The 15,600-nt window shown below is 69.9% G+C and carries 15 protein-coding genes; 4 read left to right on the forward strand and 11 right to left on the reverse strand.

Annotated elements, in window-relative coordinates; all coding sequences use genetic code 11:
• The first annotated feature begins 60 nt into the window (after positions 1-60).
• Positions 61-903, forward strand: coding sequence for a helix-turn-helix transcriptional regulator (locus OG219_RS16445; protein ID WP_266827233.1), 843 nt, complete (start codon positions 61-63; stop codon positions 901-903).
• 166 nt (positions 904-1,069) lie between these two features.
• On the opposite strand, the gene era is transcribed toward OG219_RS16445, so the two are convergent.
• Positions 1,070-2,029: a GTPase Era gene (gene era, locus OG219_RS16450; protein ID WP_266827235.1), complete on the reverse strand. Its 960-nt coding sequence runs from the start codon at positions 2,027-2,029 to the stop codon at positions 1,070-1,072.
• 189 nt (positions 2,030-2,218) lie between these two features.
• Between era and OG219_RS16455 the strand changes: the two genes are divergently transcribed.
• Complete coding sequence (locus tag OG219_RS16455; protein ID WP_323183348.1) at positions 2,219-3,541, forward strand: ammonium transporter; 1,323 nt, start codon at positions 2,219-2,221, stop codon at positions 3,539-3,541.
• Positions 3,538-3,876, forward strand: coding sequence for a P-II family nitrogen regulator (locus OG219_RS16460; RefSeq protein WP_266827237.1), 339 nt, complete (start codon positions 3,538-3,540; stop codon positions 3,874-3,876). Before OG219_RS16455 ends, OG219_RS16460 begins: the two co-directional genes overlap by 4 nt.
• Here the strand turns inward: OG219_RS16460 and OG219_RS16465 are convergent.
• From OG219_RS16465 to OG219_RS16485, 5 genes are all read right to left on the reverse strand, one after another.
• A complete protein-coding gene (locus OG219_RS16465) occupies positions 3,770-4,849 on the reverse strand; it encodes a DUF916 domain-containing protein (RefSeq protein ID WP_266827239.1) in 1,080 nt (359 codons plus the stop codon). The two genes, OG219_RS16460 and OG219_RS16465, sit on opposite strands and share 107 nt — an antisense overlap.
• Before the next feature lie 69 nt (positions 4,850-4,918).
• Positions 4,919-6,235 (reverse strand): beta-xylosidase, encoded by a 1,317-nt coding sequence (locus OG219_RS16470; RefSeq protein WP_266827241.1) that lies wholly within the window; start codon positions 6,233-6,235, stop codon positions 4,919-4,921.
• Between the two features lie 262 nt (positions 6,236-6,497).
• Positions 6,498-6,974, reverse strand: coding sequence for a hypothetical protein (locus tag OG219_RS16475; RefSeq protein ID WP_266827243.1), 477 nt, complete (start codon positions 6,972-6,974; stop codon positions 6,498-6,500).
• Positions 6,975-7,410: 436 nt separating this feature from the next.
• Positions 7,411-7,764 carry a cytidine deaminase gene (locus OG219_RS16480; RefSeq protein WP_266827245.1) on the reverse strand — a complete coding sequence of 118 codons (354 nt, stop codon included), beginning with the start codon at positions 7,762-7,764 and terminating at the stop codon, positions 7,411-7,413.
• A gap of 71 nt (positions 7,765-7,835) precedes the next feature.
• On the reverse strand, positions 7,836-8,723 hold the full coding sequence (locus OG219_RS16485) for a helix-turn-helix transcriptional regulator (RefSeq protein WP_266827247.1): 888 nt from the start codon (positions 8,721-8,723) through the stop codon (positions 7,836-7,838).
• 92 nt (positions 8,724-8,815) lie between these two features.
• Here OG219_RS16485 and OG219_RS16490 point away from each other — a divergent pair, with 92 nt between their 5' ends.
• Positions 8,816-10,276, forward strand: a complete 1,461-nt coding sequence (locus OG219_RS16490) for an MFS transporter (protein ID WP_266827249.1) — start codon at positions 8,816-8,818, stop codon at positions 10,274-10,276.
• On the opposite strand, the gene OG219_RS16495 is transcribed toward OG219_RS16490, so the two are convergent.
• The 5 genes from OG219_RS16495 to OG219_RS16515 all read right to left on the reverse strand — a co-directional run bounded on the left by OG219_RS16495 (position 10,238) and on the right by OG219_RS16515 (position 15,559).
• A complete protein-coding gene (locus tag OG219_RS16495) occupies positions 10,238-10,597 on the reverse strand; it encodes an MmcQ/YjbR family DNA-binding protein (protein ID WP_266827250.1) in 360 nt (119 codons plus the stop codon). The two genes, OG219_RS16490 and OG219_RS16495, sit on opposite strands and share 39 nt — an antisense overlap.
• Positions 10,594-11,898, reverse strand: coding sequence for a hemolysin family protein (locus OG219_RS16500; protein WP_266827252.1), 1,305 nt, complete (start codon positions 11,896-11,898; stop codon positions 10,594-10,596). The genes OG219_RS16495 and OG219_RS16500 overlap by 4 nt, the downstream gene beginning before the upstream one ends.
• Positions 11,895-12,392 carry an rRNA maturation RNase YbeY gene (gene ybeY / locus OG219_RS16505; RefSeq protein ID WP_266827254.1) on the reverse strand — a complete coding sequence of 166 codons (498 nt, stop codon included), beginning with the start codon at positions 12,390-12,392 and terminating at the stop codon, positions 11,895-11,897. The genes OG219_RS16500 and ybeY overlap by 4 nt, the downstream gene beginning before the upstream one ends.
• 28 nt (positions 12,393-12,420) lie before the next feature.
• A complete protein-coding gene (locus tag OG219_RS16510) occupies positions 12,421-14,559 on the reverse strand; it encodes a PhoH family protein (RefSeq protein ID WP_266827256.1) in 2,139 nt (712 codons plus the stop codon).
• Between the two features lie 208 nt (positions 14,560-14,767).
• Positions 14,768-15,559, reverse strand: coding sequence for an IclR family transcriptional regulator (locus OG219_RS16515; protein WP_266827258.1), 792 nt, complete (start codon positions 15,557-15,559; stop codon positions 14,768-14,770).
• Between the last annotated feature and the right edge of the window lie 41 nt (positions 15,560-15,600).

Consider the following 15,600-nt stretch of genomic DNA (forward strand, 5'->3'; position numbering starts at 1 on the left):
TCTCGATCAGGGGATCAGCACTCCCTGGATAAGACGGGCGCCTTCGGCCACGCTGGAGGGGTGAACCGAGCCGAACTCGCCGACTTCCTGCGCCGCGGCCGCGCCCGTCTCGACCCCTCCGACGTGGGGCTCACGGCGGGCGCCCGGCGCCGCACGCCGGGCCTGCGGCGGGAGGAGGTGGCGGCGCTCGCGGGGATGTCCGTGGACTACTACACACGCCTTGAGCAGTCGCGGGGGCCTCGCCCGTCACGGCAGATGCTGGGTGCGCTGGCGCGGGCGCTGCGGCTCAGCGGGGACGAGCGGGACCATCTCTTCCACCTGGTGGGTGAGGAGCCGCCGCGGTCCGAGAGCGCGTCCGCGCATGTACGGCCGGGGCTGCTGCTGATCCTCGACCGGCTGTACGACGCGCCCGCGATGATCGCGACGGACTACGGGGACGTGCTCGCCCAGAACGCGATGGCGGCTGCCCTCGTCGGCGATGCGGCCGGCGACCGCAACATGGTGCGTCGCTTCTTCACCGAACCGGGGGCCCGTGCCCTCTTCCCGGCCGAGGACCATGCGGAGCTGGCCCGCGCACATGTCGCCAACCTGCGGGCCGTCACCGCGGCGCGGCCCGAGGATCCGCGGCCGGCTCGGCTGGTGGCCGAACTCCGTGCGGTCAGTGGGGAGTTCGCGGAACTGTGGGACGCCCACGAGGTCGCCGTGCGGCGCGCCTCCACGAAGCGCTTCCGGCATCCGACCGTCGGCCTGCTCGAACTCGACTGCGAGATCCTGCTCAGCTCCGACCACGACCAGTTCCTGATCGTCCACACGGCCCGCCCCGGCACGGAGTCCCACGAACGACTCCAACTGCTGCGGGTGGTGGGCCTGCAGGACCTGTCGCCGAGCGTCGGCCAGGGCTGAGTTTTTTCGCCCCCTCCGCCCCTACCCATTCCCGTCACTTGGGGGCTCCGCCCCCAAACCCCCGCTCCTCAAACGCCGGAGGGGCTGAAAATCTTTAGCGGGGCTCTGGGGGCGGCAGCCCCCAGGAACGGGACGGGTAGGGGCGGAGGGGGCGAAAAAACTCCCCTCAGAACCCCAGCTTCCGCAACTGCCGAGGATCCCGCTGCCAGTCCTTGGCGACCTTCACATGGAGGTCGAGGAAGACCGGCGTGCCCAGCAGCGCTTCGATCTGCTTGCGGGACTTGATGCCGACTTCCTTCAGGCGCTTGCCCTTGGGGCCGATGATGATGCCCTTCTGGCTGGGCCGCTCGATGTAGACGAACGCGTGGATGTCGAGGAGCGGCTTGTCGGCGGGCCGGTCCTCGCGGGGGAGCATCTCCTCGACGACGACGGCGATGGAGTGCGGCAGCTCGTCCCGCACACCTTCGAGCGCGGCCTCACGGATCAGCTCCGCGACCATGACCTGCTCGGGCTCGTCGGTGAGGTCACCCTCCGGGTACAGCGCGGGCCCCTCCGGAAGGAGCGGCACGATCAGATCGGCAAGCAGGTCCACCTGCTCGTCCCCGACCGCCGACACCGGCACGATCTCCGCCCACTCGAACCCGAGCTCCATACCGAGCTGATGAATCGCGATGAGCTGCTCGGCGAGCGTCTTGCTGTCGACCAGGTCGGTCTTCGTGACGATCGCGATCTTCGGCGTCTTCTTGATGGACGCCAGTTCCTTCGCGATGAACCGGTCACCGGGACCGAGCTTCTCGTTCGCGGGCAGGCAGAAGCCGATGACGTCGACCTCGGCCCAGGTGGTCCGCACGATGTCGTTCAGCCGCTGGCCGAGCAGCGTGCGCGGCTTGTGGAGCCCGGGGGTGTCCACCAGGATCAGCTGGGCGTCGGGCCGGTGCACGATCCCCCGCACGGTGTGCCGCGTGGTCTGCGGCTGGTCCGCGGTGATCGCGACCTTCTGGCCGACCAGAGCATTCGTGAGGGTGGACTTGCCCGCGTTGGGGCGGCCCACGAAGCAGGCGAAGCCGGCGCGGTGGTTGGCCTCGGACGGCTCGGATGACTGGGTACGAACGCTCATGGCGCCCATTGTCCCTGATCATCGGAGCCCTGCCGCACGGCGACCGGAAGCGGCGGCGATCGGGCCGCGGCGACGGTCATCACGGTGAGGTTCCGGAAACCCCCACGCAACACGAAACACGACCGAAACGCGCGTGTGCACAACCGGAAACGCGGGCCCGTGACCCTCGGACGACGCCCCCACCCCGTTGGAGACACCGTGATCCTGGCCGCGCCCCTGGCCGCCCCCCACATCGACACCGGCGACACCGCCTGGCTGCTCGCCGCCACGGCGCTCGTGCTGCTGATGACCCCGGGCCTGGCCCTGTTCTACGGCGGCATGGTCCGCACGAAGAGCGTCCTCAACATGCTCATGATGAGTTTCGTGTCGATCGCGCTGGTCACCGTGGTGTGGCTGGCCGCCGGCTACTCGCTCGCGTTCGGCGACGACGCCTTCGGCGGGCTGATCGGCGGACTGAAGCACGCGGGCATGGCGGGCATCGGCCCGGACAGCGTGCAGGGCACGGTCCCCACGATCCTCTTCGCCACCTTCCAGCTGACCTTCGCGATCATCACGGCGGCGCTGATCAGCGGCGCGATCGCGGACCGCGCCAAGTTCGGCGCGTGGCTGGTCTTCGTACCGCTGTGGGCGCTGCTCGTATACGTTCCCGTCGCCCACTGGGTGTGGGGCCCCGGCGGCTGGATCCTCGACAGCCTGGGCGCGCTCGACTTCGCGGGCGGCCTGCCGGTCGAGGTCACCTCGGGCGCCTCCGGTCTGGCCCTCTGCCTGGTCCTGGGCCCGCGCCTCGGCTTCAAGAAGGACGCGATGCGTCCGCACAACCTGCCGATGGTGATGCTCGGCGCCGGTCTGCTCTGGTTCGGCTGGTTCGGCTTCAACGCGGGCTCGGCCCTCGGCGCCAACGGCCTGGCCGCCGCCGCCTTCCTCAACACCCTCACCGCCGGCTGCACGGGCCTGCTCGGCTGGCTCTTCGTGGAGCAGCGGCGCGACGGCCACCCCACCACGCTGGGCGCGGCGTCCGGCGCGGTCGCGGGCCTGGTGGCCATCACCCCGTCCTGCGGTTCGGTCTCCCTGCTGGGCGCGCTGGTGATCGGTCTCGCCGCCGGGCTCGTCTGCTCGTACGCCGTGAGCTGGAAGTTCAAGCTGAACTACGACGACTCGCTGGACGTAGTCGGCGTCCACCTGGTCGGCGGTGTCATCGGCACGGTCCTCATCGGTGTCTTCGCGACGGAGTCGATGACGGGCGGCGCGGAGGGTCTGCTGTACGGCGGTGGGCTCGGGCAGCTCGGCAGGCAGCTGGTCGCCGTCGTGGCCGTGGGGGCGTACGCCTTCGTCGTCACGTACGGCATCGGGAAGCTGATCGACCGGGTCATCGGCCTGCGCGCGGACGAGGAGCAGGAGCAGACCGGCCTGGACCTTACGGTGCACGCCGAGACGGCATACGATCACGGCGTCCTGGGCCACGGTGCCCCGGTCAGCTCGTCCGTCGTCCCCTCCGCCCAGAAGGTCAAGAGCCAGGCATGAAGCTCATCACCGCGATCGTGAAGCCGTACCGCCTCGACGAGGTCAAGACGGCGCTCCAGGAGCTCGGCGTGCACGGTCTGACCGTGACCGAGGCCAGTGGCTACGGCCGCCAGCGCGGCCACACCGAGGTGTACCGCGGCGCCGAGTACCAGGTCGACCTCGTCCCCAAGGTCCGTATCGAGGTCGTCGTCGACGACCTCGACTCGGACGCGGTCATCGACGCGATCGTCAGGGCCGCCCAGACGGGGAAGATCGGCGACGGGAAGGTGTGGGCGGTTCCGGTGGAGACGGTGGTGCGGGTACGGACGGGCGAGCGCGGCCCCGACGCGCTCTGAACTCCCATGGCCATGCGCGGCGTTGACGTTCTCCGGGCGTCCACGGCCAGTTGCCGCCCCGCCGCGCTCTGATCACCACCAGGGCCCCGACGAGCCCCGCCCCCAGCACCGCCGCCACCAGCCACGGCAGCGCGAAGAACGAAGCGCTCGCCGACTCGCGGGTGTCCTGAGCCGAAGCCGTGAGCGTGACCTCGCCCCAGTCCAGCTGGGGCGCACCCCGCCAAGGCTCGCTCAGCCGGACCCGCTGCCCGGGCAACAGCTCCGAGGGAATCTTGGTCAGCCCCCGCGAGAGCAGCGTACGGCCGAAGAGGCCCTCGGCCTTCAACTGGACCTTCGGGTTCAACGTCACGTTGCCCGTGTTGCGCAGGGTGTACGAGATGGTGGCGGTGCTGTCGCCCAGGCCGGGCACGAGGGGCTGGTGGTGGGTGATGCGGACCTTCTCGACCGAGATGGCGGGCATCGTCGGGCCGCCGACCCGCAGGTAGATCCGGGCGGCGACCGCCCGCTGCACTCCCATCGCGACCGCTCCGCCGCCGGCATCGATCCGCTCGTCGAGCGCGACCAACGCCCCTGGGTGGTCCCCGGGTTCGGCCTTCTCCGGCACCCGGATGGTGAACGGCACGGTGACCGAGCCGTGCGCGGGAACCGTCACCCGGGAGCGCGCGGGACGCGCCCACGCCCCGACCCCCCGCTGCTTCTCCTTGACGGTGCGCACGGCGAACCCGCCGTCGCGCACGGTGTTGTACGCGTCGGCCGCGTACAGCCGGAAGGTCAGCGGCGCGCCGGTCTTGTTGGCGACCGTGACCTTGTCCTCGAGGGTCGTGCCGGGGTCGGCGGAGAGATAGAAGTACGGCCGCGCGGCGAGCTTCGTCGAGACGGGGAAGACGGACCAGCTGCCGTTGTCGGCGGCGTAAGAGGGTGTGGCCTGTGAGGCCAGGAACAGGCACAGGAGGAGGGCGTACAGCTTGCGCATGGGTGCGGACCCCCACGGACGAGGTGGACGGGCGGGTGCGCGCCCGGCCACGAGGTGCGAACGGACCGATCAGCTGAGCGTCAGCGTGAGAACGCCGGAGTACGAACCCGGCGGGGTGAACGCCGGTACGTTCAGCGACAGTTGGGCGTCAGCGGTGAACTCGCCACCGGTGACCGTGCCGTTGGGGGCGGACGCCAGTGTCGCTCCCGAACCGCCCACCGTGCCGGGCGAACCGGCCTGGCAGGTGCTCAGGCTCCCGGCCTTGGTGGCGCATGCCGGGGTCCAACTCAGCTGACCGGCGTCGATCTTGGCGCCGGGGCCGGTGAAGTCGGTGACCTTGCCGGTCAGGGACCAGCCCGCGGGTCCGCCGCGGAAGTCCTGGACGGTCACCGTGTTCAGGGCGCCCGTCGACGGACCGCCCTCACCGAACTCGACGGCCGAGAGGTCGACGGTGTCCCCGTCCTGGGACATCGACAACGACCCTGCGGTCACCGTGGTGTTGAGCTTCTGGCTGTTCGGCGGGACCGGCGTGTTGTCGATGACGGTGTACGTCGCCGGGCCCGCGCCCAGGTCGCTGCTCCAGCTGCTTCCCTCGTACGCCACGACACCGGTCGTCGTCTTGTCGTTGACGGTGAGCGCACCGCTGATGGCGCCCGCCGCGGTCGCGGTCACGGTTGCGGAGTCCGCTGTCTGAGTGGCACCCGACCGTCCGGCGAGCGTGACGGTCGCACCCGGGGTGAAGTTGCTGCCGGTGACGGTCACGCTGTCACCGGGGTTGCCGGAGGCCGAACCCAGCTGAATTGCACGGGTGTTGGGCTGAGGAGTGTCCTCCGCGGTGATCGTCTCGGAGACCGGCGCGGGCGCATTGGTGACCGTACAGGGGGTGTCCAGCTCCAGGATGTAGCTGGTGTGGATGTTGTAGTCACCGGGCGAGAGTGTGATGGCACCCGGACTGGTGACCGTGAAGGTGCCGGTCATGGTGAACCCCGGGAAGGCGGCGTTGCCCGCCACCGGGTCGTTCTTCTTCGGTCCCGCGACGGTGACGCTCCCGGTCTGGGCGCCGCCCAGGGTGACCTTGCCGGTGGGCGTCATGATGTCGGCCGGCAGGCTGATGGCCGTGGGGTTGTTCGCGGCGGGCTTGACCACCTCGTACTTCACGGTGACGGTGTCGCCGACCGTGGGACTGGCGTTGTCCACCGTGATGACCGCGGTGGTGGTGCCGTCGATCGGCGGGATGCCCGCGATCTCCGGCGGGATGCAGTGCGTGGGGAAGTCCACGTTCGTGGCCGCCCCGGCCGGACCGGCCAGCGCGCCTGTGGCGGTGACCGCGAGAGCGGTCACCCCGAGGAGCGCCGCCCAGCGGCGTCTTCGAGCGGTGGAACCCATGATTGACATGGTTGCCCCCTCCTGAGGGATGCGGGCGCAGCGGCTCTTCTGCGCCGACAGGGGGCCATTGATGTGCGGGTAGTGTGAAAAGTCAATGGAATCCGGCCACGCCAGCTGATGGACCATCAGATTTCGTAGGTATCACCAACAGTGCGCGACAGAAGGCCAGTTGGACACGCGTCAGTACGAGTACGAGGACCGGCGCCGCTGCGCGCGGGCGGCACCGGTCCTCGCGTACTGCGCGCACTACGCGCGCTGGGGCTTACTCGAACACGAACGGCCCCGGGGACTGCGGCGCGTTCGCGTTGCAGGTGATGGGGATCCCGAGGACCACCAACTGCAGGGAGCCGCCGAAGGCCTCCAGGCTGTCACCGGGGGCGACAGTGCCGTCCAGGGGGCCGACCGAGACCCCGCCGCCCGCCGGGATGGCGGGGTTCTTCGTGCCGCTGAAGACGGTGGTGCCGCCGCTCGCCTTCACCAGGGTCAGGGTGGAGGTGACCGAGTCCTGGCCCAGGGCTATCGGGGTCGTGATCGCGGTGGAGGTGACGGTGATGGTCGCGGCCGTGCCGGTCTGCGTGGCCGTGAGGGTGGCCTCACCGTCGCCGACGATGCTGCAGGTCGCGGTGATGGTGGCCGTCAGTGGGGTGACGGCCGCGGCGGTCGGCGCGAAGGCCAGCCCGGTCGCGGCGAGGGTGCCGGCGGCTAACGCCGCGGCACTCCCGAGTCGCTTGCTTCTCATCGGATTCCCTTCCCTTGTACGGGAATTGCCATGTGGGGATGGAGGGACGGAGCCGTCGTGTGCCGGGCACACGGACGCGTCACCGGTACGCCGGTGAGGGTGCGGAGTGATGTGTACGCGGACCGCCCACGAACGTGGTGCGGGACGCCACGCGGCGGTGCATCTGACGGTCCGTCGGAACTTGCGGTTCCCATTGATGCGCGAGCGGCTCGCCAACGCAAGCGATGCCGATAGATTCCTCCATGGATCAACAAAAGTGGCCGAAGGTTACCCCGGGTAAGTCTCTTTTTCGCCCCTAGCCGGAGGGGCTGATCCAGCCCGACGCCGGGCATCTTTCAGCCCGTCCGGCGTTTGAGGACGAGCCCTTCGGGCGAACGGGGGTCTGGGGGCGGAGCCCCCAGAAACGGGACGGGTAGGGGCGGAGGGGGCGAAAAACTCAGCCCGCAGCAACCCTCACACGCACGGCCCCGTCGGGCCCGGCGACCAGCACCGGCGTCCCCGCCCCGCCGAGATCCCGTACAGCCGCAAGATCCTCCACGGCAGCGACCTCCGCCTCCGTCACCACCGCCGCCGCCTCCAACGACTTCGCCCCCGAAGCCACAGCCATGGCCACAGCCGTCTGCAGCGCACTGAGCCGCAACGACGGCAGATCCACGGTCCCGGCGACATACGTACGGCCCGTCTCGTCCCGCACGGCCGCCCCCTCGGGCACACCATTACGGGCCCGAGCCGAACGAGCCAGGGTGACGATCTTGCGGTCCTCGGGATCGAGGGCGGAGTTCTCGGTCATGCCCCGAGCTTATCCACCCCACCGGCCAGGACTTTCGTACACCCGGCCACCGGACCCCGGCCCCCGGGCCCCTAACCCGCCACCGGGTACATGGACCCCCGCCGCCCCTCAGGCGAAGCCAGCCACTCCAGCTTCGCCGCGGTGTTCGCCTCCGGCAACGGCGTATGCAGCACGACGGTGAGATCGGGCCGCGCGGGCACCTTCATCGCGGTGGACTCGACGGCCAGCACCCCGACCAGCGGATGGTCGAGCTCCTTGACGATCTGCCCCGCGTCCTGGATGTCCCGCCGCTCCCACAGCTCGGTGAACTCCGTACTGCCCGCCTTCAACCGGGCCAGCAGCTCCTGGAAGCCCTCGTCGTCGGGGGCGGCGGCACAGGAGGCACGGAACTGGGCGACCACCGTCTGCGCGTTGCGCTCCCAGGTCCGGGAACGCCCCCGGTAGAGCGGGTCGTTGAAGAAGTCGACGATGCAGTTCTGCGAGTTCTCGGGACGCATCCCGAGGACCATGGTGGCGGCGTCGTTGTACATCACGCAGTTGTAGTACTGGTCCATGATGTGCGCCGGATACGGCATCCACGTGTCGATAAGACGCCGCAGCCCGTCGCACATGTCCCGCACCTCGGGCGCGACTTCGGGCGCCGGCGGATTCAACCCGGCGAGTACGTACAGATGCCGTCGCTCGGCGTTGCTCAGCCGCAGCACCCGGGACACCGCGTCGAGGACTTGCGGCGAGACGGAGATGTCCCGCCCCTGCTCCAGCCACTGGTACCAGGACGCGCCCACCCCCGCGAGCACGGCGACCTCCTCACGCCGCAGCCCCGGCGTGCGGCGCCGGGCCCCGCCGTCCGGCAACCCCGCCTCGGCAGGAGTGACCCGCGCACGGCGGCTCATCAGGAACTCCCGCAACTCCCGCAACTCCCGCAGCCGGTGCGTCTTGAGCGCCACGTCTTCAGCCACGTACGTCTCCCCCCTACTGGCGACTGGTGGTGCGACCACCAGCATAAGTTCCCGCTCCCCACGGTTGTTCCGGCCCCAGCAAGCTCTTGCACATGCCGACCGACACAACGTCAAGTCCCGTAAAAGACCCGCAGCAGAGCCGCCTCGACACCCGTCTGTCCACCCGCGACAAGCTCGTCCTCTTCGTGCTCTGCGCGGCCCAGTTCATGGTCGCGCTCGACTTCTCCGTCCTGAACGTGGCGCTGCCCGTGCTCGGCAGGGACCTGGGTATGAGCCAGTCCGCCCTGCAGTGGGCGGTGACCGCCTTCGCGCTGCCGTCGGGCGGATTCCTGCTCCTGTTCGGCCGTATCGGCGACCTCTACGGGCGCCGCAGGCTGTTCCTGACCGGCCTGGCCCTGTTCGGCGCGGCCTCGCTGCTGGCGACCTTCGCCTGGGATCCGGCGTCGTTCCTGACGGCGCGGGCACTGCAGGGTCTTGGTGCGGCGGCGATCGTGCCGACGGGCATGTCGCTGCTGACGACGACGTTCCCGGAGGGCCCGGCGCGCGACCGTGCGCTGGGCATCTCCGGCACGCTCCTGTCCCTCGGCTTCACGGTCGGCATGGTGGCGGGCGGCGTCCTGACCGACGTACTGAGCTGGCGTTCCACGATGGGCCTGCTCGCGGTCTTCGCACTGATCGTGCTGCCGCTGGCGCCCGGCCTGCTCCCCGAGTCCCGCACGCCGGACCGCCCGCGCCTGGACATCCCGGGTGCGGTCACGGTCACCGGCGGTCTGCTGGCCCTGATCTACTCGCTGTCGACGGCGGCCGAGCGCGGCTTCGGCGGCGCCGACGTGATCACGACCCTCGTCGCGGGTGTCGCGCTGCTCGCCGCCTTCGTGTACGTCGAGTCGCGCACCGAAGCTCCCCTGGTGAGTCTGCCGATGCTGCGTCGCCGCACGGTGGCGTGGGGCAACCTGGGCGGTCTGGTGACCTTCTCGATGATGTCGACGGTGGTCTTCGTGCTGACCCTGTACCTCCAGGAGACCCTGGACCTCTCCGCGTTCGAGACGGGCCTGGTCTTCGGCGTGCAGGGCGTCATGTCGGCCGTCGCCGGAGTGAACGCCCCGAAGGTCATCGGCCGTTTCGGAGCCCGCCGCACTCTGGTCGGCTCGCTGGCGGGCCAGGGTGTCCTGACCGCCGCGCTGCTCGGCCTCGGCGAGGGCGGCTGGTCGGTCTGGCTGGCGACCGCCGCGGTCTCGCTGGCCAGCATGTGCCATCTCGGCGCGATCATCTCGTACGGTCTGACCGTCACCTCGGGCGTCCCCAATGAGGAACAGGGCCTGGCCACGGGCCTGGTGACCTCCACCCAGCAGGTCGGCCTGACCATCGGCATCCCGCTGCTCGGCATCCTGGCCACCACGTCCACCGACCTCCTGTCCGGAGTCCACACGGTGCTGTCCCTGGACGCGGCGATCCTGCTGGTGGCGGCGGTGCTGGTCGCGGCGGGGCTGCGCCGGAGCGGCCGCCCGGGGACGTCAGGGGCGGTCGAGGCGGAGGCGGTCGGCCTTCGGTAGACCGGCGACCACGAGGTCGTACGAGTCCTCGACGAGCTCCCGGACCAGGCGGTCCGGGAGTTCGCCGTCGACGGTCACGGTGTTCCAGTGCCGCTTGTTCATGTGGTAGCCGGGGATGATCAGGCCCGGGTACTCCCCGCGCAGCCGTACGGCGTCGTCCGGGTCGCATTTCAGATTGACCGTCAGTGGCCGCGCGCCGAGGTGGGTCAGCGCGAAGAGCTTGCCAAGGACCTTGAAGACCGAGGTGTCCGGGTTGAAGGGGAAGTCCTCGACCGTCGCGTTGAAGGACAGGCAGAAGGCGCGCAGCTCGGTCGGGGTCACTCCGGTTTCTCCTCCTCGGCGGGACCGGCCGTGGCAACCGGCTCCACGAGCACCGTGACGATCTTGTTCCGGCGTCCGGCCGCGGCCTCCGCCGTCAGGCGCAGTTCCCGCCCGTCGGGCAGTTCGACCACCGAGGACGCCCCGGCGATCGGAACGCGTCCGAGCGCCTTCGCGAGCAGCCCGCCGACCGTCTCGACGTCCTCGTCGTCGTACGCCTCGAAGCCGTACAGCTCGCCGAGGTCGCCGATGTCGAGGCGGGCGGTGACGCGGTAGCGTTCGTCGCCGAGCTCCTGGACCGGCGGCAGCTCACGGTCGTACTCGTCGGTGATCTCGCCGACGATCTCCTCGAGGATGTCCTCGATGGTGACGATGCCGGCCGTGCCGCCGTACTCGTCGATGACGACGGCGACGTGGTTGCGCTCCTGCTGCATCTCGCGCAGCAGATCGCCCGCGTTCTTGGTGTCGGGCACGAAGGTGGCGGGCCGCATCGCCGTCGACACCAGCTCGGACTCGGCGTCGCGGCTGATGTGCGTCTTGCGGGCCAGGTCCTTCAGGTAGACGACCCCGACGATGTCGTCCTCGCTCTCCCCGGTGACGGGAATGCGCGAGAAGCCGGACCGGAGCGCCAGGGTGAGCGCCTGCCGGATGGTCTTGTACCGCTCGATGACGACGAGGTCGGTTCGCGGCACCATCACTTCCCGTACGAGGGTGTCGCCCAGCTCGAAGACGGAGTGCACCATGCGGCGCTCCTCGTCCTCGATGAGGGACTCCTTCTCGGCGAGGTCGACCAGGGCGCGCAGCTCGGCCTCGGAGGCGAAGGGGCCGCGGCGGAAGCCCTTGCCGGGCGTGAGCGCGTTGCCGATGAGGATGAGGAGCGGCGGGATCGGGCCCATGATCCGGGCCAGTGGAAGCAGCACGTACGCCGCCGCCGTCGCCGTGTTGAGCGGGTGCTGGCGGCCGATGGTGCGCGGCGAGACGCCGACCGCGACGTACGAGACGAGGACCATGACGCCGATGGCGACCGCGAGGGCCTCCCAGGTCGCGTCGAACTCCTGCAGGCATGCGTACGTGACGAGCGCGGAGGCGGCCATCTCGCAGGCCACCCGCACCAGCAGCGCGACGTTCAGATAGCGGGTCGGGTCGGCGGCGACCCGGGCGAGCTTCGCGCTGCCGCGCCGGCCGGACCGTACGGCCTCCTCCGCCCGGAAGCTGGAGACGCGCGCGAGGCCCGCCTCCGCGCAGGCGGCGAGCCACGCGACGACGACCAACAGGACGGCGCCGGCGACGAGTTGCGGACTCATGACACGGTCGGGGCCGGTGAGGGACCCGTCATGCCCTTGTCCGCGCGCCAGCCGTCCACGATGGCCGCCTGAAGACCGAACATCTCGGCCTTCTCGTCGGGCTCCTCGTGGTCGTAACCGAGCAGATGCAGCACTCCGTGGACGGTCAGGAGCTGGAGCTCCTCGTCCATGGAGTGCTGCGTCTCGGCTTCCTTGCCCTGCCGGTCGGCGACCTCCGGGCAGAGCACGATGTCGCCGAGCAGCCCCTGCGGCGGCTCGTCGTCGTCCTTCGACGGCGGCCGCAGCTCGTCCATGGGGAACGACATGACGTCCGTCGGCCCCGGCAGGTCCATCCACTGGATGTGCAGCTGCTCCATGGCGTCGGCGTCCACGACGATCACCGAGAGCTCGGAGAGCGGGTGGATACGCATCCGCGCGAGCGCGTAGCGGGCGATGTCGAGGATCGCCTGCTCGTCGACCTCGGTTCCGGACTCGTTGTTGACGTCGATCGACATGGCTGTGCTGGTCTCCTGCTTTTAAGGGTTACGGCCCTTTATGCCCGCGGCCCTTGTGGGAGCCGTTCTCGGTGCCGTGCTCGCTGTCGTACTTCTCGTACGCGTCGACGATACGGCCGACCAGCTTGTGCCGTACGACATCGCTCGACGTGAGCCGCGAGAAGTGCACGTCCGGGACACCCTCCAGGATGTCCTGGACCTGCCGCAGCCCCGACTTCGTCCCGCTCGGCAGGTCGACCTGCGTCACGTCACCCGTGATCACGATCTGCGACTCGAAGCCGAGCCGGGTCAGGAACATCTTCATCTGCTCGGGGCTCGTGTTCTGGGCCTCGTCCAGGATGATGAAGGCGTCGTTGAGGGTGTTGTGCGTCAACAGGTAGTCCTGCGTGACGTACAGCGAATCCTCGGCGGCGACCTGGATGCAGACTGCTTCTTCGCGACCCGCGGGCTCGATGCTGTCGATGAAGCGCATCGGGCGTCCGCCACCTCCAGCCGCGAAGTACTTGTCGCGCTTGCGGGCGAGGCGGAAGGGCTCGATGCCTTCGGGGAGGCGGATGTCGACGACGTGGGCGTCGTATCGGTACCGGACCTCCCGTCCCTTGGCGAGACCCGGCTTGCGGCCCTCAGCTGCCCGCCGACGGGTGTACGCCACTCCGCCCAGCGACTGCACGAGGGAAATCACGTCGTCGCGGAGCAGGACCGACGTCGTCGTGTACTGGATGCGGCATGTGCGGTCCGCCTGAGTGACCGGGCCGCCGTCGGAGTCGAGAAGACCCTGAAGGACGGCCAGCCGTACTTCGGCGGAGTTCTGCAGGTAGTCGTCCGGCACGAACTTGGAGTGCGATCGAGTACGCAGCAGGTCCAGCTCTCGCAGGATCCCGGTGACCGGATTCTCCAGAGTGACCACGTCACCGGGGCTCTTGATCCGGTTGAGGACGTAGTCGGGCCCCGCTCGGTGCCGCACAGCGACACCCGGGAGCGCGGCTTCCAGCGCCTGGGCAAGTTCCGGGTCCTCCGTCGCGAAGGCCGGCGTGGTGGAGCCTGTGAGGCATCCATCGCCGAGGAGGAGCCCCAGCGCGTAGGGATCCATGGGGACCTCGCGCTCCGGGAAACTGACCGGGGCGGTGAGCATCGGCAGTTCGTAGCGCCGCGCGTGCGCCGCACGAAGGTTGCCGATCATCTCCTTGGTCTCCAAGACCCGCCACGGCTTGTCGCGACGCTTGTCCGCAGCCGTCCGCACGGTCCAGAGGTGCTCGCCGCAGCACAAAGTCCAGGAGCCGTCCTGGGCCGTGACGCGGTAGATGTCCTTCTCGCCCTGTGGGTAGACGCCGAGTACCGGGGTCGGCTCGCCGTTGGAGCCGATGACCAGGTCACCGACCTGGAGGTCGCCGATCGGGCGCCAGCCGTCAGGCGTCAGCACGTTGGTGAAGATCGGCTGCGCTCTTCCGCGCATGTAGGCGAGCGGCGCGACCTCGATCGTGCCCGCCGCCATCAGCCGCGGAATCGAGTCGGGGTCGAGCATGTCGTGCAGCGCGTCGTACAGCGGCCGCAGGTAGGGGTCGATCTTGTCGTAGAGGGTGCCCGGGAGGAATCCGAGGCGTTCGCCCGCCTCGACCGCAGGGCGGGTGAGGATGATCCGGCTGACCTGCTTGGCCTGGAGCGCCTGGACGGCCTTCGCCATGGCGAGGTACGTCTTGCCGGTGCCCGCGGGTCCGATGCCGAAGACGATGGTGTTCTTGTCGATGGCGTCGACGTACCGCTTCTGGTTGAGCGTCTTGGGGCGGATGGTGCGGCCTCGCGAGGACAGGATGTTCTGCGTGAGGACCTCGGCCGGGGTCTCCTCGCCGTCACCCTCTCCGTTCTCGCTCGCTCTGAGCATCGCGATCGAGCGTTCCACGGCGTCCTCCGTCATCGGCTGCCCGGTGCGGAGCACCAGCATCATCTCGTCGAACAGGCGCTGGACGAGGGCGACTTCACCGGCGTCGCCCACGGCGCTGATCTCATTGCCCCGGACATGGATGTCGGCCGCCGGGAAGGCCTTCTCGATCACGCGCAGGAGGGCGTCGCCGGATCCCAGCACGGTGACCATGGGGTGCTTCGCGGGGACCGTGAAGTGCGCTCTTGCCTGCCCCTGTGCGGGGGTCTGTGCTGTGGGTGTCTGAGTCATGGGCCGGCTCTGAGGCCTGCTTTTCCTCCTCGATCGGCACGCTTGCCACGGGGGCAGCCTTGCGATTCCAAGAGTACGACCCTGCACTGACAAGTCCGTAGGGCTTTTCACCGTGACCTGGACCGTCGACGCGTCCGACGCGTCACTGTGACCTGGACCGTCGGCGCGTCCGACGCGTCACTGTGACCTGGACCGTCGGCGTGCGGCCTCAGCGCCAGTGCGGGGCTCCCGCCGCTCCTGGGGCCGCCGCCTCGATCTTGGCCCGGATCTCGCGCATGACCGTGATGATCCGGTCCTCGTGGGCGGGGGTCAGCCGGACCACCGGGACCGAGCAGCTGACGGCGTCCTGGGCGGGGACGTCGTACCGCAGGGCGAAGCCGAAGCCGACGATGCCGAGGACGCCCTCTTCGCGGTCGACGGAGTAGCCGCGGGCGCGGGTGCGTGCCAGGTCCGCCGCGAGGGCGTCGCGGTGGGTGTGGGTGTGCGGGGTGGCGGCGGCGTACGGGCCCTCGGGCAGGTCCTCGTCGGGGCGTTCGGCCAGCAGGGCCTTGCCCAGGGCGCCCACGTGGGCGGGGAGCCGGCGGCCGACCCGGCTGATGGTGCGCAGGTACTCGTGCGATTCGCGGGTCGCGAGGTAGGCCACGTCCGTGCCGTCCAGGCGCCCCATGTGGATCGTCTCGCCGAGCGCCTGCGAGGCCTCGTCGAGGTAGGGGCGTACGGCGCGCACGCGGGGGTCCGAGTCCAGGTAGCTGGTGCCTGTGAGGAGTGCGTGGATGCCGATGCCGTACAGCGAACCCGTGACGTCGGTGCGCACCCAGCCCCGGCTGATCAGGGTCTGGAGCAGTGCGTACATCGAGCTGCGGGGCACCCCGAGCGCGTCCGCGAGTTCCTGGAGGCGTGCCGGACGGTCGCCCCGCGCGGCGAGCAGTTCCAGCAGTTCGACCGTGCGCGCGGCGGACTTCACCTCGCGCACTCCGCGCTCGTCAGTGGGTTCCGGCATGTGCAGATCGTAAGCGTGACGGCCGGGACCATTGACGTCTC

Source organism: Streptomyces sp. NBC_00038, from assembly GCF_026343635.1.
Taxonomy (GTDB): Bacteria; Actinomycetota; Actinomycetes; order Streptomycetales; family Streptomycetaceae; genus Streptomyces.